Raw genomic sequence first — 19,946 nt, 5'->3', positions numbered from 1 at the left:
GCATATGTTGGTTGGTTTACAAAAACAAATGAGAGTGAGGGAATACAATGTCAATGAAAAATAAAGTTGGGCTAAGAATAAAGGATGGTATTAATTTAGCTTCAGCTCAGTTTAAAGAAGATGCGTATGAAATTTATAAAGAATCTAGAAAAGTGCAACCTATCTTATTTGTGAATAAAACTGAATTAGGTGCGGAGTGGCTTATTACAAGATATGAAGATGCTTTGCCACTATTAAAAGATAATCGCTTAAAAAAAGATCCGGCCAATGTATTTTCTCAAGATACATTGAATGTCTTTCTTACTGTTGATAATAGTGATTATTTAACGACGCACATGCTAAATTCAGATCCACCTAACCACAATCGTTTACGATCACTCGTACAAAAAGCTTTTACACCGAAGATGATCACGCAATTGGAAGGAAGAATACAGGATATTGCAGATGATTTGTTAAATGAAGTCGAGCGAAAAAGTTCATTAAATCTTGTTGATGATTACTCTTTTCCTTTACCGATTATTGTAATAAGTGAAATGCTAGGCATTCCAAAAGAAGATCAAGCGAAATTTAGAATTTGGTCTCATGCTGTCATTGCTTACCCAGAAACACCAGAAGAAATAAAAGAAACTGAAAAGCAACTATCTGAGTTTATTACATATCTCCAATATTTAGTTGATGTTAAGAGACAAGAACCAAAAGAGGACTTGGTGAGTGCTTTAATACTTGCAGAAAGTGAAGGACATAAACTTAGCGCTAGGGAACTATATTCAATGATAATGTTACTAATTGTGGCGGGACATGAGACGACGGTAAATTTAATAACAAATACGGTATTAGCGCTTCTTGAAAATCCGAATCAACTACAGTTATTAAAAGAAAATCCCAAATTAATTGATGCAGCTATTGAGGAAGGGTTACGATATTATTCTCCAGTTGAGGTTACAACTTCAAGATGGGCGGCTGAACCTTTTCAAATTCACGACCGAACAATCGAAAGAGGAGATATGGTTGTCATTGCATTAGCTTCTGCAAACCGTGATGAAAATGTATTTGAAAACCCAGAAGTATTCGATATTACTCGGGAAAATCATCGCCATATTGCCTTTGGTCATGGTAGCCATTTCTGCTTAGGAGCTCCACTTGCTAAGTTAGAAGCAAAGATTGCTATTACTACTTTGTTTAATCGAATGCCTGAACTACAAATAAAAGGTAACCGTGAAGACATTAAATGGCAAGGTAATTATTTAATGCGTTCTTTAGAGGAATTGCCTTTAAATTTCTAGAATAGTTAAAAGGAGACATGCATACATCGAAATTGATTTACATAGAGTATGTATGTGTTATTTAAATTCGAAACGGAAGGGTGAAAACATCCCAATGATCAACTAATTCTATTTGTAAGAGATCTTCGTTAAAAAACGAAATATTCTTCTGAATAGGATTAGTCTGCGCATTTATAGAAAAGGGATGTATTTCGCTCTGCGAATATATAGTCTTTTTATATGATTTGTGCTGCCTCCTGCTCAGAACATGAAATAGGGGGATTTTTTATGTCGACAAATGTAGTAACGAAACAAAACAATGGGGTATCACAAGTATTAAAAAATCGGTTTGTGCAAGGAATTCTTGCATCAGCATTATTTTTACAAATTGGAATATGGGTTCGGAACTTTGCGGTATTATTATATGTAATGGAAATGACGAAAGGTGATGCTTTTGCTATTTCAATGATTTCGGTTGCTGAGTTTGCTCCAATTTTCATCTTTTCCTTTATAGGTGGAACCTTTGCTGATAGGTGGAAGCCAAAGAAGACAATGATTTGGTGTGAAACGTTAAGTTCCATTTCAGTATTCGCTGTATTAATTACACTTATGTTTGGAACATGGAAAATCGTGTTTTTTGTCACGCTTATTTCTGCAATCCTTTCGCAGTTTTCTCAACCATCAGGTATGAAATTGTTTAAACAGCATTTATCAACGGAACAAATCCAATTAGCGATGTCTATATATCAAACAATATTTGCGATTTTTATGGTGCTAGGACCGATTCTTGGAACATTTATCTTTCATAGTTTTGGAATTTATATTTCAATTATCATAACAGGTATCGCTTTTTTACTGGCAGCAGCTGTGTTGTTATTTCTTCCGAAAGATCTTGAGAATGATATTGAGAAGAAAGAAATCACGCTATTACAGGAGATGCTGGATGGTATTAAATATGTGAAAAAGAAAAAAGCATTAACTTTGCTTGGGCTTTGTTTTATGGCAGCAGGACTAGGTATAGGATTGATTCAGCCATTAGGTATATTTATTGTGACTGAGCAGTTAGGGTTATCAAAAGAGAGTTTGCAATGGTTACTAACAGTAAATGGCGCGGGTATGATTGTTGGCGGAGCTTTAGCGATGGTATTTGCGAAAAACGTAGCTCCGCAAAAGATGTTAATTGTAGGGATGCTCGGTCAGGCGATCGGCATTGGTATTATAGGTTATTCAACGAATTTATGGGTGACACTTACAGCACAACTTTTTAGTGGGTTAGCTCTTCCATGTATCCAAATAGGTATTAATACGCTCATTATTCAAAATAGCGATACTGATTTTATCGGTCGTGTAAATGGCATTTTAAGTCCACTATTTACCGGTTCAATGGTAGTAACAATGAGTGTAGCCGGTTCATTAAAAGAGGTGTTCTCATTAAGTACGATGTATGAGGGAACAGCTTTACTATTTATAATTGGATTATTATTTATTTTACCTATATACAATTTAAAGCCAGTAATAGCGGTAGAAAGTGAAATAAATGGTAAGGGAAGTGCTGTACAACATGAATCCTAATCCAAATGTTAAATATCCTATTGAAGGAAATGAAAATGTCCATTTTATAAAAAATACAATAACGAAAGCTAATATACTTGTTGGTGACTATTCTTATTATGATGCGAAAGATGGAGAAACATTTGAAGATCGAGTATTACATCATTATGAATTTCTTGGAGATCACCTTACTATTGGAAAGTTTTGTTGTATTGCAAATGGAGTTACCTTTATTATGAACGGAGCGAATCATCGGATGGATGGATTTTCGGCATATCCATTTAATATATTTGGAAATGGGTGGGAGAAGTATACACCTAATTTGTCTGATTTACCTTACAAAGGTGATACAGTTATAGGAAATGACGTATGGATTGGTATGGATACAACGATTATGCCTGGAATAAAAATAGGAGATGGTGCAATCATTGCAGCTAAATCTGTTGTGACTAGAGACGTCGCACCATATACAATTGTTGGCGGAAACCCTGCAAATAAAATAAAGGAGCGATTTACAAATACAATAATAGAAGAATTATTGCAAATTCAATGGTGGCATTTTGACATTGAAAAAATAACTGAAAATATAGATGCTATTGTAAAAGGAGATATTGAACCATTAAGAAAGATAAAAAGGTAATAAAAAATGCATAACAAAGAGTATCATACCCCCGAATTTTGTTAATGATAATAGAACAAGGAGGTGTGATACTATGGCACAAGACGTTTTATGTGAAGTAAACAACTGTAAATTTTGGGCTAACGGCAATAAATGTAGTGCAGATGCAATTTATGTAGTAAGTCATAAAGGGAAACATGCATCTACTACGGAAGAAACAGATTGCAAAACTTTCGATCCAGAAGTATAAATTTTTTGAAGGGTAGCCAAATCGTGGTTGCCCTTTTATTAATTATAGTATTGATAATAAATCTCATTTTCATTCATTATTTTTAACTTTTCTTGTTAATTTTTATATTTTCTTCATAAGTGATGTAATCCAGAGTAATTCGTGTTCTATACGTGATTTACTAAATTCAATAACTTCTGTAATAAAAGATGAGCTAACATCTAAAGATTGAATAGCAGTAAGCTGTTTATTTAGTACGTCTTGGCGTATTGTTAAAATTTCTTTTCTACCTTCGTAATCAAGTTTTTCAAATAGAGCGATACGTACAAGGAACTCAGCGTTATTTGTCGCAATTTTTTCAGGAAACTCTCTTAACATCTCTGAAAAAATTTCTTCACCTGTTACCGTCATATCCGATTTACTAGGAGTGCCAACAACGGACCGTAAAAAAATTAAAGCATGGTCTGATATTTTATTTATGCCGTATAGTAAAGAAAAGTTTAATGATCTGGATGCGGAAAAGGGTATAGCACTAAATGAATTTAAAGCATATCTTCTACCGATTGTTCAGGGAAAGAGGTACCATTTAACCGATGATATTATTTCGGATTTAATACGAGCTGAATATGAAGGCGAAAGATTAACAGATGAAGAAATTGTTACTTTTTCTTTAGGTTTATTAGCGGCAGGCAATGAAACAACTACTAATTTAATTATTAATAGCTTTTATTGCTTTTTAGTGGATTCACCTGGAACATATAAAGAATTAAGAGAAGAACCTAAATTAATTTCAAAGGCAATTGAGGAAGTATTACGCTATCGATTTCCCGTTACATTAGCTAGGAGGATTACAGAGGATACAAATATATTTGGGCCTTTTATGAAAAAGGATCAAATGATTGTTGCGTGGGTAAGTGCAGCAAATTTAGATGAGAAAAAGTTTTCGCAAGCCTCTAAATTTAATATACACCGAATAGGAAATGAAAAGCATTTAACATTTGGTAAAGGTGCTCACTTTTGCTTAGGAGCACCACTTGCACGTTTAGAAGCTGAGATTGCATTAAGAACTTTCATAAATGCTTTTGAAAAAATAGAGTTATCTCCATTGTTCAATTTAGAAAAATGTCTATTGGAAAATGAACAAACGTTAAATTACTTACCTATTCTTTTGAATAATAGGTAAATTGATCAGCAAGGTACAAATATACTGTACCTTGTATTTTATTTCTCAATTGTAAAATTTTAGTTAGTTATTTAGTATGGAGGTGTGTGAAAAAGAATGGAGGAGGACGCTTATGTTAACGTGTAATGGAAGTAAAACGTTTCAAACATTTATTAAAGCTGTAACGGATTTAATGGATAGTAATTTATTAGAAGATCAAATTGTTTGTGCGATTGAAAAATTACTAGAAGAACTTTTAGAAAAGAAAACATGGCTTCCGTTAGAAAAACAGAAGGCGAATTCGGCTCAATACGCACGACATTTGTTATATGAAGATCCTTTTAATCGTTTTGAAGTATTAGCTCTTGTATGGAAAGATGGACAATCTACACCTTTACATGATCATGATGGTACATGGGGAGTAGAAGGCGTTTTTACAGGGAGGATAATGGTGCAAAACTTTATACAAACGAAGCAGTTTGAAAATTCACTTGTTTATTTAACACATACAGGAAATCTTTATTTGGGAGAAGGAGAAACAGATAAAGTCATTCCACCAACTGATTGTCATATTCTTGAAATAGCTAAAAATGAAAGCGTTGTCACTATTCATATTTACGGAAAACGTTTAGAAAAGTTTAAAGTATATGTCCCAACTGAAGAAAAGAATGTGTACATGTGTGAGACGAAATATATTAGTTATAGTTCATAGTATAAAATCAAAAACTTTTCTTTAAAAAGAAAAGTTTTTGATTTTATTATTAATTATTTCTTGACCTGAAACGCTTTTCATAAATTATAAATAAGGAGTACTTCACGAGATCAGTATGAAAACGATACCTTTTGTTTATAATGAACTCGTGTATTTATAGAAAGTGGTGAAGAAATAATGAAATTAATCGCAATTGATTTAGATGGAACTCTTCTTTCAGGGAATAAAATGATTAGTAAAGAGAATACAGAAGCAATTCGAAAATGTCAGGAAGCGGGTCATGTTGTAGCAATTTGTACAGGACGTTCTATCGTCGACATTGAAAGATTGTTGTTAGAAGTTAATTTAGAGTGTCCAATTATTGCGGAAAATGGTGCGCTTATATATAAAGATAAAAAAATGATGAAGAGATATCCAATTCAAAATATGCAAGCACTTGAGATTGTAGAATATCTTGAAGAGAATGGCTTATATTATCAGCTTTATACTGATAAAGGTGTGTATGTACCGGATTATGGAGTAGAGAGTGTACGTAATGAAATTGAGTATGTGAAGAATTCAAAAGAAAATTTCGACTTGAAAGAATTAGAAACGATCGCAGCTTTATACCTTGAGCATACAGCGTTTCATAGTGCAGAAAGTTGTAAACCGATTGTAGAAACTGATATACATGTGCATAAGCTTTTACCATTTTCTTATGACATAGAAAAATTAAAAAAGTTAAAAGCAGCGTTTCTGCATAATACTGATTTAGCAATTACATCTTCATATTGGCATAATTTAGAAATTAATCATCGAGATGCTCAAAAAGGAAATGGATTATATACTTTAGCAGAACATCTAAATATTCCAGTTGAAAATACTGTAGCGATAGGTGATGGGCTAAACGATGTATCCATGATGGAAAAAGCAAACATATCAATTGCAATGGGGAACGCAGTCGAAGAAATAAAAGCAATGTGTAAATACGAAACTTTATCAAATGAAGAACACGGTGTTGCACATGCTTTATATAAATATGTAATGTAATATAAAAAGAAAAAAAGAATCCAAATGGATTCTTTTTTCTTTTTATTAGGGGTAAGGTATTCTATGAGATTCATAGAAGCCTTATTACTTTTTATTATATAGAATATATTGGAATAAATGTTTATATTTTTCATATTAATTGTGAAAATTTTATGAACTTTATATTTTTTGTATTTTTATACTACTAAAATCGATGTGTATGACTCTGATATTAAAATCCGGTTTCTGTATGAGTACCCGTTTTAGGTTGGTCGTACATTCAGAATTAATATGTGATGAACAAAATACGTACTGATTAAGGATTCATTTTATACGCAAATTCTTCTCTACTTTAATTGAAAAATAAAATTTATTCGAATAATTATTCTGCAGCTATATACCTAAAGGCACATTCTACGTATAATGGAGAAGTATAAATTTTGAATTTGTATTAATTTTACATATTGAGGTGAAAAAGGAATGAATGCGCGGCTAATGGAACTTATTGATGTGAGTACAATAGAAACCATGGCAGAACAGTTTTATAAATTAACCAACATATCACATCAACTTCTTGATGCTGAAAAAGAATGTATATTTTCTTTTGGAATAAATGAAATGAAAATATGTAAACTTCCCAAAATTGAAATCCCCATTTTTTTATACAATCAACATTTAGGATCTTTTGTAGTATGGTCAAACAAAAGTGAAATTTTCAATTGTCAAAAATACTTTGAAATGCTTTCAAATCTAATTATAGATGGAGCAACAAAGGTATTTCAAAGTAAAAATAAAACGTTGCTTTCTCGAAAAGAGGAGGAACTGCATACGATTTTACAAAACATGCCTGTTATGGTTGATGCGCTTGATTATAATGGAGATTTTGTTTTGTGGAATCGGGAGTGTGAAATTGTAACAGGTTATACAGCTGAAGAAATAATAGGGAATCCAAATGCCCTACAATTATTGTACCCAGATCATAATTATCGTCACCAAATACAAACGAAATTTTTAACTTGTGGAAAAAATTTCAGGGATTGGGAAATGCACTTAACATGTAAAAATGGTGAAATCAAAACAATCATGTGGTCCAATATATCAGAACAGTTTCCTGTAACAGGATATAGCTACTGGGCAGTCGGGGTAGATATTACACATTTAAAAGCGATAGAAGACCAGTTAAAACAACAAACGTCTGAATTGGAATTAATTTTTAAGGCTTTACCAGATTTATGTTTCTTAACAGAAGATGATGGCACAATTATAGATTATAAAGCAGGATCCCCTTCGAAATTTTACGTACCGGCACAAGCTTTTATGGGAAAAAAGTTTTTCGAAGTATTACCATCTCCAGTAGCACAGCAGTTTCAGGAAGCAATTCATCAAGTGAAGGAAAAAGGGACGAATGTAATTGTTGAATATCCACTTACAATTAATGGGAGTGTCGATTTCTTTGAAGCTAGATGCTTACCATTATTACATGATAAAATTATGATCATTGTACGCGATATTACAGAACGGAAAAAGACAGAAGAATTGCTAAATAAATCAGATACACTTGCAGCAATTGGTCAATTAGCAGCTGGTGTGGCTCATGAAGTGAGGAACCCATTAACTGTCATTAAAGGGTTTATACAGTTATTTCAAATTAATAAAGAAGATCAAGAAAAATATTTTGATTTAATGCTTTCTGAAATTGAAAGAATAGAAGCGATTCTTCAAGAGTTTTTATCAATTGCTAAAACAGATGAGATAAATACAGAACAAAAAAATATTTATCAAATTTATAATAATGTCGTATCGTTAATGAATACAAAAGCAATTATGACGAATATTCAAGTGGAACTATATGCAGACAACAAAGACATAAGCATTGAATGCTCAGAAAATCAATTGAAACAAGTGTTTATTAATATTTTGCAAAATTCAATCGAAGCTATGCCAGATGGCGGGAAAATTACAATTCATATAAAAGAGATAAATGATGAAGGTGTCATTATTCATGTAATTGATGAAGGAATAGGGATACCTGAAGATAGAATTAAGAGATTAGGTGAGCCTTTTTATAGTACAAAAGAAAAAGGTACCGGTATCGGATTAATGTTAAGTTATAAAATCATTGAAAGTCATCAAGGGAATATAAGTATTATGAGTGAAGTTGGTGTCGGGACAACAGTAACGATATATTTGCCGAAAGCTCATATTAAAAAATCTCTATCAAATTATGATGATAGATTTGAATCAATGCGTCCCATTATTAATTCTTAAATTACTAAATACCCAATAACCAAAAGCTTAGTTTTTGGTTATTGGGTATTTTTACATTTATTTTAGTAAACTTTACCTTTTCTTTAGATTTGTTTTAATTTCTATTAAGTTTTTATCAGTATATTAATATTTGTGCAAAGTACTGTATAGAAAATGTGCATTACTTTTAATATATAGATTCAATTATTAGTAGGAATTCGGTAAGGAGGAGATTATGACAAGGTGAAAAAGCATGAGAAAAAAAGTGGTAGAGCAATACCGACGCGGTTAAATATTTTATTTCTTTGTGTATTTTTATTATTTTCTGCAATGATTATACAGTTAGGTAAAGTGCAAATTTTCGATGGAGAGACTTATAAAAATGAAGTAGAAAAGAGAGAAAACGCAACTGTGAGCCTATCTGTCCCACGTGGAAAAATATTTGATCGAGACGGGAATCCAGTTGTTAATAATACATCTTTGCGTACGATCACGTATACAAAGATGAAAGGTGTAAAATCAGAAGATTTATTAAAAACCGCAAGACAACTTGCAGACATAATTGAAATGCCGCAAGAAGATATAGCTAAGTTAACTGAGACAGATAAGAAAGATTTTTGGATGCAATTAAATCCGAAACTGGCTGAAAATCTAGTATCGAAAAAAGAAATAGATACATTTAGAGAAAAGGATATTAGCGGCAAGAAGCTAGATAAAAAAATAGAAGAGTTAAAAAGAAAACGGGTTACAGATAAAAATCTTCAGGAATTAACAGAGAAAGATATAAAAGTGTTAGCTATTAAAAGTAAGATGACTTCTGGTTATCAAATGGCTCCTCAAATTATTAAAAAAGATGTTAGTGAAAAGGAATTTACTATAATTAGTGAAGATTTAGCGAATCTCCCAGGTGTAGACGTATCGGTTGATTGGGAGAGAGTGTATGTAAATGATGGATTATTCCGATCTGTTCTTGGAAATGTTTCTAATTCCGATGAAGGATTACCAAGTGAACGATTAGATTACTACTTGGTACGTGATTATAGCCGAAATGATAGGGTTGGAAAAAGTTATATTGAACAGCAATACGAAGATGTACTTCATGGTACAAAAAAAGAAGTAAGAAGCGTTGCAGATAAACAAGGTAATACAATTAGAACGGAAATCGTTTCTGAGGGAAAGAGCGGTAAGAATTTAACTTTAACAATAGATATGGAATTACAGAAGAAAGTAGAAGAAAGTATTGAAAAAATATTAAAGGCATATAAAGGGTCAGAATCCATGTTGGACCGTGCTTTCGTTGTGATGATGAATCCGAAAAACGGACAAGTATTATCCATGGCCGGGAAAAGACTTGTAGAAAAAGACGGAAAAACAGAAGTTGAAGACTATGCATTAGGCACAATGACTAGTTCTTATGAGCTTGGATCAACAGTTAAAGGTGCGACAGTTTTAACTGGATTTGAAACGAAAGCTATAACACCAGGTACTTATTTTTATGATGCACCTATGAAGTTTAAAGGAACTAAGGAAAAAAAGTCTTGGAAAGAGTTTGGAAATATTGATGATTTAAGAGCGTTACAAGTCTCTTCAAACGTTTATATGTTTCATACAGCATTAAAAATTGCAGGTGTAGATTATGTGAAAAATAGTTCATTAAATATTAAACAGGAGTACTTTGATAAAATGAGGTATTATTTCAGGCAATTTGGATTAGGTGTTCCAACGGGTATTGATTTACCGAATGAAACAGCTGGACAAATTGGTAAAAAAGATAATCAACCTGGTTTCTTACTAGACTACTCAATTGGCCAGTATGACACTTATACGCCACTTCAGCTTGTACAGTATATTTCAACAATCGCAAACGGTGGATATCGAATGAAGCCACAAATTGTTCAAGAGGTAAGAGAGCAAACGTCGCAAAAAGATGAGATTGGTAAAGTGGTGCATGCAGTAGAACCAATCGTTTTAAATAAGATAGATATGAAAGAGGAATATATAAATCAAGTAAAAGAAGGATTTAGAAGGGTATTCCAAGAAGGTGATGGAACAGGAGTAAGGGCGTTCCAAAAAGCATCTTATAAGCCAGCAGGTAAAACAGGGACAGCACAGACAGTATACGGTGGAGAAAGTGATATTGGAAGAAATGAAAAAGGTGAGCGAAGAGAATGTTATAATTTAACGTTAGCAGGATATGCGCCGTATGATAATCCTGAAGTAGCATTCTCTGTAGTTGTGCCGTGGGTTATTAATGATAAATCTGGTATTAACTCTGATATTGGAAAAGAAGTTTTAGATGCTTATTTTGAATTGAAAAATAAGAGATTGACTGGAGAAACTATAAAAATAAATAGCTCTCAAGAAGGTTAAAACATATGAAATAGTACAGAAACTAGAGTCGACTTATTTAGAAATAGGTTCAAAATGGGTGATAGAGAGGTAAAATCATTCTATCAATTATGCACACTTTATAAAAAAAATCATACATTGATAGCATAGGACAAGCTGAAAAGCTTATTCTAACCTCACAGAACACTCCTTATCACGGTTTGGCATCTACTTATGTAGATGCCATTTTTAATTTAATCACTAACAATTATTTATCACCCTAAAGTAGCAAGCATATTAGGACTATTAGGTGAAGATTGACGGTAATAATTACAGTATGCTTAATAAGCGAATTGAAATGTAAGGAGTGAGAAATAAGTGCTAAATATTTTAGTGGTTAATTTTCCAGCAGAGGGACATGTAAATCCTACATTAAGTTTAGTCAAAGCCTATACTGAACGAGGTGATCACGTACATTATATTACGACAGAACAATTTAAAGGCAGAATTGAAGATTTGGGAGCTACTGTATATACACATCCAGATTTATTAAAGGGAATTTCTATTGATTCTGAAACTCGAGATGGGCTGAGTTCATTCTTTCATGTACATGTTCAAACTTCTTTATATATATTACAAATTACGAAAAAATTATGTGAAAACATACATTTTGATTTCGTAATTTATGATATATTTGGCGCTGGTGAGTTAGTAAAGGAGTATTTACAAATTCCTGGCATAGTTTCTTCTCCTATATTTTTAATGTCTCCAAAATTTTTGGAGACATTACCTTTTCATCCAAATGCAGAAATACCATTTCAACCTGATGAAATTTCTGAACAGTTACTATATCAAATAGAACATGAATTTGGAGTAAAGCCTAAAAATAATCTTCAATTTATGCATAACAAGGGAGATATTACTCTTGTGTACACAAGTCGTTATTTTCAACCGAATAGCGATGCGTTCGGAGAAAATAACATTTTTATTGGGCCGAGTATTTCAAAGCGTAAAACAAATGTACAGTTTCCACTAGAATTACTTCAAGATAAGAAAGTTATTTATATTTCAATGGGAACACTGCTTGAAGGGATCGAACCATTCTTTAATACGTGCATTGATACTTTCTCAGATTTTGATGGGATAGTAGTAATGGCAATTGGTGATAGAAATGATCGTTCTAAAATTAAGAAAGCGCCAGACAATTTTATAATTGCTTCATATGTACCCCAATCAGAAATATTAAGTGAAGCAGATGTTTTTATTACACATGGTGGTATGAATAGCGTACACGATGCCATTTATTTTAATGTCCCATTTGTTATAATTCCACACGATAAAGATCAGCCAATGATAGCACAAAGATTAACTGAACTTGAAGCAGCAAATCGATTATTGAAAGAACATGTTAATGTGCAAACTTTAAATGAAGCGGTAACAGAGGTTCTTTCAAATGAAAAGTATAAACATGGTATACGAAAACTGAATGATAGTTTTATAGAATGTGGTGGTACTAAAGAAGCAATTGCAGTTATAAAATCTCTTTTAAATAAATAGTGTGGACAATATAAAAGCATAGAGGATTAATAAAATGTACCCTATAGAATAGACACTGAAAAAAAGTCTATTCTATAGGGTATTTCTTGTATAATGAGAGAAAATTGGGATCGGAGAAAGTTCAAAATGACAAAAAAGCTATTTACGGAAAGAGACATTCAAATTCTATCAAATAACCCCTACATAAAATCTGTAAGTCAAAAAGGTATCACTTATACAGATGAATTTAAGCGTATTTTTATTGAGGAAAATGAGAAAGGAAAACTACCTCGAAATATTTTTGAAGAATGTGGTTTTGATATAGATATAATTGGAATGAAACGAATTATGTCATCAGGAAGTAGATGGCGTGCTGCTTACAGAAAAAATGGTGTATTTGGTTTGCGAGATACACGCACCGAAAACGCGGGAAGAACTCTTGAGAGAGAGCTTACGTTAGAAGAGAAGTATGCTCGTTTAGAAGCCGAACGGAACTTACTAAAGGCAGAAAATGAATTGTTAAAAAAGATCAAACTTATGGAAGGGAGGATGAGAAGGAAATAACGTTATCACCTAGTCAGAAATATATCCTGATTCGTTCTGTTATCATAAAATATAACTTAAGAAATATGGTGAGTTATTTGTGTAAAGTAGCTGGTGTATCCCGTTCGGGATACTATAATTATTTTTCCATTTCATCTCAAGAACAACGGAAACAAAAGAACAATCAAGATGAAATCGTGAAAGAAATCATATTAAAAGCACTTCGATTTAGAAATCGAAAGAAAGGGGCTCGTCAAATAAAAATGACATTGGTGGGTCATTTTCAAGTTGTCTACAATTTAAAGCGTATCCGTAGAATCATGAAAAAATATGAGATTGTCTGTCCGATTCGGAAAGCAAATCCTTATAAAAGAATGCTGAAAGCTTCAAAAGAACATCGAGTAGTGCCGAATCAATTAAATCGAGAATTTAAACAAAATATCCCAGGAAAAACGCTTCTTACAGATATCACTTATTTAATTTACGGTAAGAATAAAAGAGCTTATTTATCTACAATTTTAGATGGCTCAACCAATGAAATTTTAGCTTACCATGTTTCAGAACAGATGACATTAGACCTCGTAACAACAACTCTTCATAAACTAAAACGGAATAAGAGGATTCCATTGACTGAAGGCGCATATATTCATTCAGATCAAGGAGCCCACTACACAAGCCCTACCTACCAAAAATTAGTCAAAAAGCTAAAGCTCGGACAATCTATGTCAAGAAGAGGGAACTGTTGGGATAACGCTCCACAAGAATCATTTTTTGGTCATCTGAAAGATGAAGCACATATAAAACCTTGCGAGTCTTTTACTGAGTTGAAACAAGAGATTAAGAAATATATGACGTACTATAATCACTATAGATATCAATGGAATTTAAAAAAGATGACTCCTGTTGGATACAGAAATCATCTTCTTGATGTTGCCTAACTTTTTTCAAAATGTCCTTTACAAAGGGTACAGATTATAACCTTTATGCTTTTATATTATTATACTGCAAACTGCACAGCAGTATTTGCATGTAAAAAAGCGGTATCAAAAACAGGTACAGTAAGGTCGTTTTGAGAAATAAGCAAAGGAATTTCAGTACATCCTAGTAATATACCTTCTGCGCCATTTTGAATTAATGATTTTGTAATTTGTAATAGCTTTTCTTTTGATGCTTCTGAAATAATTCCTTTACTTAATTCATTTAAAATAACATGATGGATAAAATTTCTTTCCTCTTTTTTGGGAATGATTGTCTCAATGTTATAGTTCGCTAGACGTGATTTGTAGAAGTCTTGTTCCATCGTTTGTTTCGTACCTAATAGTCCGATACGCTTTATATTTTGGTCTACCATTTCTTTAGCACTTACATCACCGATGTGAAGAAGTGGAATGGATATTGCATTTTCTACTTCTTCAGCAAATAAATGAACCGTATTGGAACACATTAATAAACATTCAGCTCCAGATTTTTCAACCTTTTTTGCAACTGTGACTAATTCATTTTTCACTTCTTCATATTGATGATTTTGTAATAAAGTAGTTACCTCACCAAAGTCCATGCTATATAAAACAAGCTTTGCATTTTGATCATATTGAGAGAGTGTAAGTGTATTAATATGTTTATAGTATAATGATGTAGATTCCCAACTTAGTCCACCAATTAAACCGATTACTTTCATCGTACATTCCTCCCGTAACTATGTTGAATTCATTATTTCATAATTCCGATAAGAATACAATGATTTAAATGTAATGTTAAATAAAAAATTAAAATAATTAGAAAAGTATTGAAATTTATTCATCTTAATGCAATAATACGAATTACAAATTAATACTTATCCAGAGAGGTGGAGGGAACGGCCCTACGAAACCTCAGCAACCCCTATGTAATTTTGTAGGAAGGTGCTAATTCCGCAGAGGACACGATGTGTTTTTTGGAAGATAAGAGGATTCTTGAACGTGAAAGAAAATGACCTCTTATGTAAGAGGTCATTTTTTGTTGTATAGAAAGGGAGTGTCGATGCATAATTCATTTTCAAAATAAATATAGAGTAATAAAAGTTGACTAATATGAGAGGGGAATTGTAATGAACAAATTATCAACAAAGTTAGTAGTAGCAATCGGAATTGGAGCAGCATTGTACGGCATATTAGGACTTTGGGGCTTTTCTATTGCACCAAATACATTTATTAAACCTGCGTTAGCTATTTTAACGGTTTTTGGAGCGTTATTCGGTCCAGTGGCAGGACTGTTAATAGGACTTATCGGTCATACCGTAACAGATACAATCGCTGGATGGGGTATTTGGTGGGGGTGGGTTATTAGTTCAGGCATTATCGGCTTTGCAATGGGACTCATTCAAAAAAGAGTTAGATTTAGTGTGAAAAACGGGACGTATAATAAAGGCGATATTTCTTATTTAGCTATTACTGGGTTAATTGGTATCGTCATTGCTATTATATTTGCGGGTGCATTCGATATTATTGTCATGGGAGAACCGTTTGACAAAATTGTAATACAAGTATTAGGTGCAACAATTGCTGATGTTATCGTATTTTTAGTTCTTGGATTGCCAATTACGATAGGCCTAGCTAAATCTAATAAGAAACATACACATTTAAAAATTGAAAAGTAGGGATGTTAACATGCAACCAATTATTTCTTTTGAACAATTCAGCTTTCAATATAAGCATGCGGCGCAGCCTACTGTAAAAGACATTACGTTTCATATATATCCTGGTGAAAAAGTATTAATTGCTGGACGAAGTGGTTCAGGAAAATCAACGTTAGCTCATTGTATCAATGGGCTAATCCCGTTTTCTTATGAAGGGAGTAGTACTGGAACTATTTCTATTGCGGGAAAAGATCCGAGGAAAGGGAGTATTTTTGAACAAAGTAAACAGGTAGGAACAATTTTGCAAGATCAAGACGCTCAATTTATTGGTCTTACAGTAGAAGAAGATGTAGCTTTTTCTTTAGAAAATGAATGTGTAAATCAAAACGATATGAAAAAGATTGTTTCGGAATCATTAAAAAAGCTAAAGATGCATTCTTTTCATAAACAAAGTCCGCATGAATTATCTGGAGGGCAAAAACAAACTGTTTCTTTAGCAGGTCTGTTAACAACAAATGCTGATATATTATTATTCGATGAACCGTTAGCAAATTTAGATCCAGCTAGTAGCTTACATACGATAGATCTTATTAAAGATATACATAAACAATATAACAAAACAATTGTAATTATTGAACATCGAATAGAAGAAATGTTAAACCTGGATTTAGATAAAATCATTTTAATGAATGAAGGGGAAATTGTTGCGATAGGGACACCAGAAGAGATTTTAGCGTCAAATATATTACCATCTATCGGCTTAAGAGAGCCTATGTACGTAGAAGTATTAAAGAAATTGCAGTTTGATGGTAATAATGACGTAATATACTACCCGCTTGAAAATCTTCAAAGGGAAAGTGTTCGTAGCATAATAGATGAGTGGATGGAGAAGCAAGTTTCTTTTAAAGGTACTCCTACAAAAAAAGAATTATTGAAAGTAGAGAATTTGTCATTCTCCTATCCTAATAAACAAAAAGTATTGAACAATGTAAATTTCTCCATATATGAAGGTGAAATTGTAGCACTTTTGGGCCATAATGGAGCCGGTAAATCAACATTAGCTCATAGTCTTATAGGCATAAACAAAACAAAAAATGATAGGATTGTATTTGATGAAGTAAATATCAATTCTTGGTCTATTCGTAAACGTGGTGAGGTTATATGTTATGTGATGCAAAATCCAAATCAGATGATTACACAACCTACTGTTATAGAAGAGGTTTCATTTTCATTAAAATTAAAAAAGTTTTCAAAGGAAGAAATTAAGCTTAGAGCGGAAGAAACATTAAAACTTTGTGGTTTGTATCCATTTCGAAATTGGCCAATTCAGGCATTAAGTTATGGACAAAAGAAGAGAGTAACGATTGCATCTGTACTAACAACAAATCCGAAACTTATTATTTTAGATGAACCGACAGCGGGACAAGATCATTATCATTATAAACAGTTTATGACGTTTATAAGAAAACTAGCTGCAAAGGGAATATCTTTCATTTTTATTACTCACGATATGAATCTCGCATTAGAATATGCAGACAGAGTGATAGTTCTACATGAAGGAGAAATTATTGCGAATAATACCGCCTCTACTGTATTAGGGCATTCAGAAACTTTACATAGAGCGCACTTAGTGGAGAGTACTTTATTCAAACTAGTTAAATTTAGTGGTATTGCAAATCCTGAAAGATTTATAGAACTTTATTTTGATGTTATGAGGAGGGAGGAAGGTGTATAATACATATTTTCATCGTATGGATGGAGCAGTGAAATTGTTGTTATTTATTTTTTGCATGACGCTTACTTTTTTATTTTTTGATTTTCGCGTATTGTTCTTTGTATTTATGATTGGATGTATCGGACTTCTAATTGCTAAAATTCCATTTCGTAAAATCATTATTGTTTTTACTGTTATATTTACATTTAGTTTATTAAATTCTGTCATGATCTTATTTATTACACCAACACATGGATCTGAATTAACCGAATCATATACTTCATTTTTACATATTGGATATGCAACAATAACTTATGAAACATTATTTTATGCAGCTACACTTTCATTAAAATATTTTACGTTATTACCATTTACACTTATTTATATATACACGACTGATCCAAGCAAATTTGTGAGTAGCTTAAGTAAATTTCGAATTCATTATAAGATTACATATGCAATAAATATTGCATTACGTTACATACCTGATATTCAGTCCGAATATAAAGTTATTAAACATGCACAAGAGGCGAGAGGAGTAGCTTTTGAAAAAGGAGAAGCAAGTTTATGGATTCGTATGAAAAACCGTGTCTTAATTTTTGGGCCTTTAATTATTCATTCACTAGATAGAATCGATACAGTTTCAAATGCAATGGATTTAAGAGGATTTGGAAAGAAGAATACACGAACTTGGTTTTATACAAATAAAGCGAAAAGCGTGGATTTCATTTCGTTATTTGTAGGTGTTTTTATTTTAATTGTTGCAGTGTATTTAAAGTTACATGTATTTCAAAACTTTTGGTATCCATTTTAAAGCACTCTCAAATGAGTGCTTTTACTTATTTTTATGTGGACATGCTCAAAAAAGGGATATTTACATAATGTATAATACGAACCAGTTAAAATGATCAACTACCTATTAGTTTTCAAACCAAAAGGAGGAGAAAATATGAGTTACGGTGGTTCTTGTGGTTTTGGTGGAGGTTTCGCGTTATTAGTTGTGTTATTTATTTTATTAATTATCGTTGGATGCAGCTGCTGGGGCGGAGGGTACTAATTTCTAATTAGTCTCCACAAATGTAAACTTAAAAAACATAGAAGATACTTATGTATCGAAACAAATAAAAAAGGAGCAATTATGCTCCTTTTTTATTTGTTTTCAGATGAGTTCATATTATATCTCGGCAATGTAATTGTCAAAGTTGTACCTTTATTAATAACGCTTCGGATTTTCAAACTACCTTGCATCGTTTCGATGATCTTAACAGCAACCATTGTACCTAAACCTGTACCTTTTGTTTTTGTACTAAAATATGGTTCACCAAATCGATTTACTTGCTCTTGTGACATACCAATTCCGCTATCCTCAATTCGAATAATAACTTTATTATTACTAATAGATGATGAGATATGTAAAGTACCACCATTAGGCATTGCTTCAATCCCATTTTTTATTAAGTTTAAAAAACATTGTTGAAAGTGCTGTTTATTGCCTACAATTGTTGCCACGGAAAAATCTTTTGTAATATGTATTGTATTCATATTGCATAATGGTAAGATCATATTAATAACTCGGTTCAACTCTTGTTCTACTGAAATATGATCTGATTTTTCTGAAGCAGGTTTGGCAAACGTTAAATAATCATCAATAATTCCTTGTGCACGATGTAACTCTTCAAGTATATGTTCAATATACTCGTCTCTTGATTCTGGAGTTAAATTAGGTGTTTTTAAAAGTTGAGTAAATCCTTTTACGACAGTTAAGGGGTTTCTTACTTCGTGCGATATACTAGCAGCAAGTTGGCTAACAATCTCCATTTTTTCCATTTTAATCATCTTCGATCGCATACATACTGCATCTTTTAAAACTTCATTAAAATAAATGCCAAACAACATCAAAATGGTTGGTAATATTATAAAATAAATAATGTACAAATTATTTACTTCAAAATTTGATAAAGTTAATACAATTACAGTTGTAAATATTGCTAGAAAAAATGTTAAAAACATTCCATAAGCTACTTTAATTTTTCTATTATACTTATTAAATTTTGCGGATGCGAATGCTGTAACGATAAACATTGTTCCATAAACTAGTATTGTTAACATACTAAATCCATAAAATGAAAATCTTGTAATTAATAAAATAGCAAACAAAATGATACCAACAGGGAAACCACCATAAAGTGTGCCTATTATAACTGGTATTTGTCTTAAATCATGAATACAATTTTCATCCATATAGATTGGATAGCGCATACATAAAATAAGAGGGATACTCGTACAAAGGATAATAAGTAATTTTTTATATTTCTTTAAATAGCGTCCGCTATCATATATAAAATAAAAAATAAATATACTACTTAAAATGTAAAGAAGATTATTTAATACGTTTTGATTAATATAAACAAAGTTCATAAT

16 protein-coding genes, 2 pseudogenes and 1 riboswitch are annotated in these 19,946 nt (G+C 32.1%); of the genes and pseudogenes, 15 read left to right on the top strand and 3 right to left on the bottom strand.

The window, feature by feature from the left end:
• The first annotated feature begins 47 nt into the window (after window positions 1-47).
• The 4 genes from cypA (at window position 48) to QCI46_RS14395 (ending at window position 3,682) form a co-directional block, all read left to right on the top strand.
• Window positions 48-1,283 carry a cytochrome P450 gene (cypA, locus tag QCI46_RS14410; protein ID WP_353840641.1) on the top strand — a complete coding sequence of 412 codons (1,236 nt, stop codon included), beginning with the start codon at window positions 48-50 and terminating at the stop codon, window positions 1,281-1,283.
• Between the two features lie 267 nt (window positions 1,284-1,550).
• Window positions 1,551-2,834, top strand: coding sequence for an MFS transporter (locus QCI46_RS14405; RefSeq protein WP_098573568.1), 1,284 nt, complete (start codon window positions 1,551-1,553; stop codon window positions 2,832-2,834).
• A complete protein-coding gene (locus tag QCI46_RS14400; RefSeq protein WP_353840640.1) occupies window positions 2,824-3,453 on the top strand; it encodes a Vat family streptogramin A O-acetyltransferase in 630 nt (209 codons plus the stop codon). The genes QCI46_RS14405 and QCI46_RS14400 overlap by 11 nt, the downstream gene beginning before the upstream one ends.
• 73 nt (window positions 3,454-3,526) lie before the next feature.
• Window positions 3,527-3,682, top strand: a complete 156-nt coding sequence (locus QCI46_RS14395; protein WP_000046089.1) for a DUF1540 domain-containing protein — start codon at window positions 3,527-3,529, stop codon at window positions 3,680-3,682.
• A 102-nt stretch (window positions 3,683-3,784) separates the two neighbouring features.
• On the opposite strand, the pseudogene QCI46_RS14390 reads toward QCI46_RS14395, so the two are convergent.
• Window positions 3,785-4,075, bottom strand: a pseudogene (locus tag QCI46_RS14390) (PadR family transcriptional regulator); the annotation flags it as partial.
• Here QCI46_RS14390 and QCI46_RS14385 point away from each other — a divergent pair.
• The 7 genes and pseudogenes from QCI46_RS14385 to QCI46_RS14355 form a co-directional block, all read left to right on the top strand.
• A pseudogene (locus tag QCI46_RS14385) lies at window positions 4,059-4,844 on the top strand (cytochrome P450); the annotation flags it as partial. The pseudogenes QCI46_RS14390 and QCI46_RS14385 overlap by 17 nt on opposite strands.
• A 112-nt stretch (window positions 4,845-4,956) precedes the next feature.
• A complete protein-coding gene (locus tag QCI46_RS14380; protein ID WP_353840639.1) occupies window positions 4,957-5,535 on the top strand; it encodes a cysteine dioxygenase family protein in 579 nt (192 codons plus the stop codon).
• Between the two features lie 177 nt (window positions 5,536-5,712).
• The gene (locus QCI46_RS14375) at window positions 5,713-6,564 is read left to right on the top strand and encodes an HAD family hydrolase (RefSeq protein ID WP_353840638.1); all 852 of its coding nucleotides are present in this window, start codon (window positions 5,713-5,715) and stop codon (window positions 6,562-6,564) included.
• A 459-nt stretch (window positions 6,565-7,023) separates the two neighbouring features.
• Entirely contained in the window at window positions 7,024-8,811 is a 1,788-nt protein-coding gene (locus QCI46_RS14370; RefSeq protein ID WP_353840637.1) for an ATP-binding protein, read from the top strand.
• A 222-nt stretch (window positions 8,812-9,033) separates the two neighbouring features.
• The gene (locus QCI46_RS14365) at window positions 9,034-11,160 is read left to right on the top strand and encodes a peptidoglycan D,D-transpeptidase FtsI family protein (RefSeq protein ID WP_353840636.1); all 2,127 of its coding nucleotides are present in this window, start codon (window positions 9,034-9,036) and stop codon (window positions 11,158-11,160) included.
• A 336-nt stretch (window positions 11,161-11,496) separates the two neighbouring features.
• Window positions 11,497-12,675 carry a macrolide family glycosyltransferase gene (locus QCI46_RS14360; protein WP_353840635.1) on the top strand — a complete coding sequence of 393 codons (1,179 nt, stop codon included), beginning with the start codon at window positions 11,497-11,499 and terminating at the stop codon, window positions 12,673-12,675.
• A 126-nt stretch (window positions 12,676-12,801) separates the two neighbouring features.
• Window positions 12,802-14,135, top strand: a protein-coding gene (locus tag QCI46_RS14355) for an IS3 family transposase (protein ID WP_353839582.1) whose coding sequence is annotated in 2 segments (ribosomal slippage) — window positions 12,802-13,189 and window positions 13,189-14,135 — 1,335 coding nt in all. Because the reading frame shifts where the segments join, the coding sequence is not laid out codon by codon here.
• 59 nt (window positions 14,136-14,194) lie between these two features.
• Here the strand turns inward: QCI46_RS14355 and QCI46_RS14350 are convergent.
• Entirely contained in the window at window positions 14,195-14,875 is a 681-nt protein-coding gene (locus QCI46_RS14350; RefSeq protein WP_353840634.1) for an aspartate/glutamate racemase family protein, read from the bottom strand.
• Window positions 14,876-15,028: 153 nt separating this feature from the next.
• Window positions 15,029-15,144: riboswitch (SAM riboswitch) on the top strand.
• Between the two features lie 139 nt (window positions 15,145-15,283).
• Here QCI46_RS14350 and QCI46_RS14345 point away from each other — a divergent pair.
• The 4 genes from QCI46_RS14345 (at window position 15,284) to QCI46_RS14330 (ending at window position 18,582) form a co-directional block, all read left to right on the top strand.
• Complete coding sequence (locus QCI46_RS14345; protein WP_353840633.1) at window positions 15,284-15,832, top strand: ECF-type riboflavin transporter substrate-binding protein; 549 nt, start codon at window positions 15,284-15,286, stop codon at window positions 15,830-15,832.
• A 10-nt stretch (window positions 15,833-15,842) separates the two neighbouring features.
• On the top strand, window positions 15,843-17,546 hold the full coding sequence (locus tag QCI46_RS14340; protein ID WP_353840632.1) for an ABC transporter ATP-binding protein: 1,704 nt from the start codon (window positions 15,843-15,845) through the stop codon (window positions 17,544-17,546).
• Window positions 17,539-18,339: an energy-coupling factor transporter transmembrane component T family protein gene (locus tag QCI46_RS14335; RefSeq protein ID WP_353840631.1), complete on the top strand. Its 801-nt coding sequence runs from the start codon at window positions 17,539-17,541 to the stop codon at window positions 18,337-18,339. Before QCI46_RS14340 ends, QCI46_RS14335 begins: the two co-directional genes overlap by 8 nt.
• A gap of 135 nt (window positions 18,340-18,474) precedes the next feature.
• Window positions 18,475-18,582: a YjcZ family sporulation protein gene (locus QCI46_RS14330; protein ID WP_000120182.1), complete on the top strand. Its 108-nt coding sequence runs from the start codon at window positions 18,475-18,477 to the stop codon at window positions 18,580-18,582.
• 92 nt (window positions 18,583-18,674) lie between these two features.
• Here the strand turns inward: QCI46_RS14330 and QCI46_RS14325 are convergent, their stop codons facing one another.
• The gene (locus QCI46_RS14325; protein WP_353840630.1) at window positions 18,675-19,943 is read right to left on the bottom strand and encodes a LytS/YhcK type 5TM receptor domain-containing protein; all 1,269 of its coding nucleotides are present in this window, start codon (window positions 19,941-19,943) and stop codon (window positions 18,675-18,677) included.
• Window positions 19,944-19,946 lie beyond the last annotated feature (3 nt).

Origin of the sequence: Bacillus cereus group sp. RP32 (assembly GCF_040459735.1) — a bacterium.
GTDB classification, from domain to species: Bacteria; Bacillota; Bacilli; order Bacillales; family Bacillaceae_G; genus Bacillus_A; species Bacillus_A wiedmannii.
Note: the sequence above shows the minus strand (reverse complement) of the source record. Positions and strands in the feature narration are given on the sequence as shown.

Excerpts from the sequence above, each read along its gene's own strand:
- cypA (WP_353840641.1), top strand. The coding sequence starts at position 48 with ATGTCAATGAAAAATAAAGTTGGGCTAAGAATAAAGGATGGTATTAAT.
- QCI46_RS14405 (WP_098573568.1), top strand. The coding sequence starts at position 1,551 with ATGTCGACAAATGTAGTAACGAAACAAAACAATGGGGTATCACAAGTA.
- QCI46_RS14400 (WP_353840640.1), top strand. The coding sequence starts at position 2,824 with ATGAATCCTAATCCAAATGTTAAATATCCTATTGAAGGAAATGAAAAT.
- QCI46_RS14395 (WP_000046089.1), top strand. The coding sequence starts at position 3,527 with ATGGCACAAGACGTTTTATGTGAAGTAAACAACTGTAAATTTTGGGCT.
- QCI46_RS14380 (WP_353840639.1), top strand. The coding sequence starts at position 4,957 with ATGTTAACGTGTAATGGAAGTAAAACGTTTCAAACATTTATTAAAGCT.
- QCI46_RS14375 (WP_353840638.1), top strand. The coding sequence starts at position 5,713 with ATGAAATTAATCGCAATTGATTTAGATGGAACTCTTCTTTCAGGGAAT.
- QCI46_RS14370 (WP_353840637.1), top strand. The coding sequence starts at position 7,024 with ATGAATGCGCGGCTAATGGAACTTATTGATGTGAGTACAATAGAAACC.
- QCI46_RS14350 (WP_353840634.1), bottom strand. The coding sequence starts at position 14,875 with ATGAAAGTAATCGGTTTAATTGGTGGACTAAGTTGGGAATCTACATCA.
- QCI46_RS14345 (WP_353840633.1), top strand. The coding sequence starts at position 15,284 with ATGAACAAATTATCAACAAAGTTAGTAGTAGCAATCGGAATTGGAGCA.
- QCI46_RS14340 (WP_353840632.1), top strand. The coding sequence starts at position 15,843 with ATGCAACCAATTATTTCTTTTGAACAATTCAGCTTTCAATATAAGCAT.
- QCI46_RS14330 (WP_000120182.1), top strand. The coding sequence starts at position 18,475 with ATGAGTTACGGTGGTTCTTGTGGTTTTGGTGGAGGTTTCGCGTTATTA.
- QCI46_RS14325 (WP_353840630.1), bottom strand. The coding sequence starts at position 19,943 with ATGAACTTTGTTTATATTAATCAAAACGTATTAAATAATCTTCTTTAC.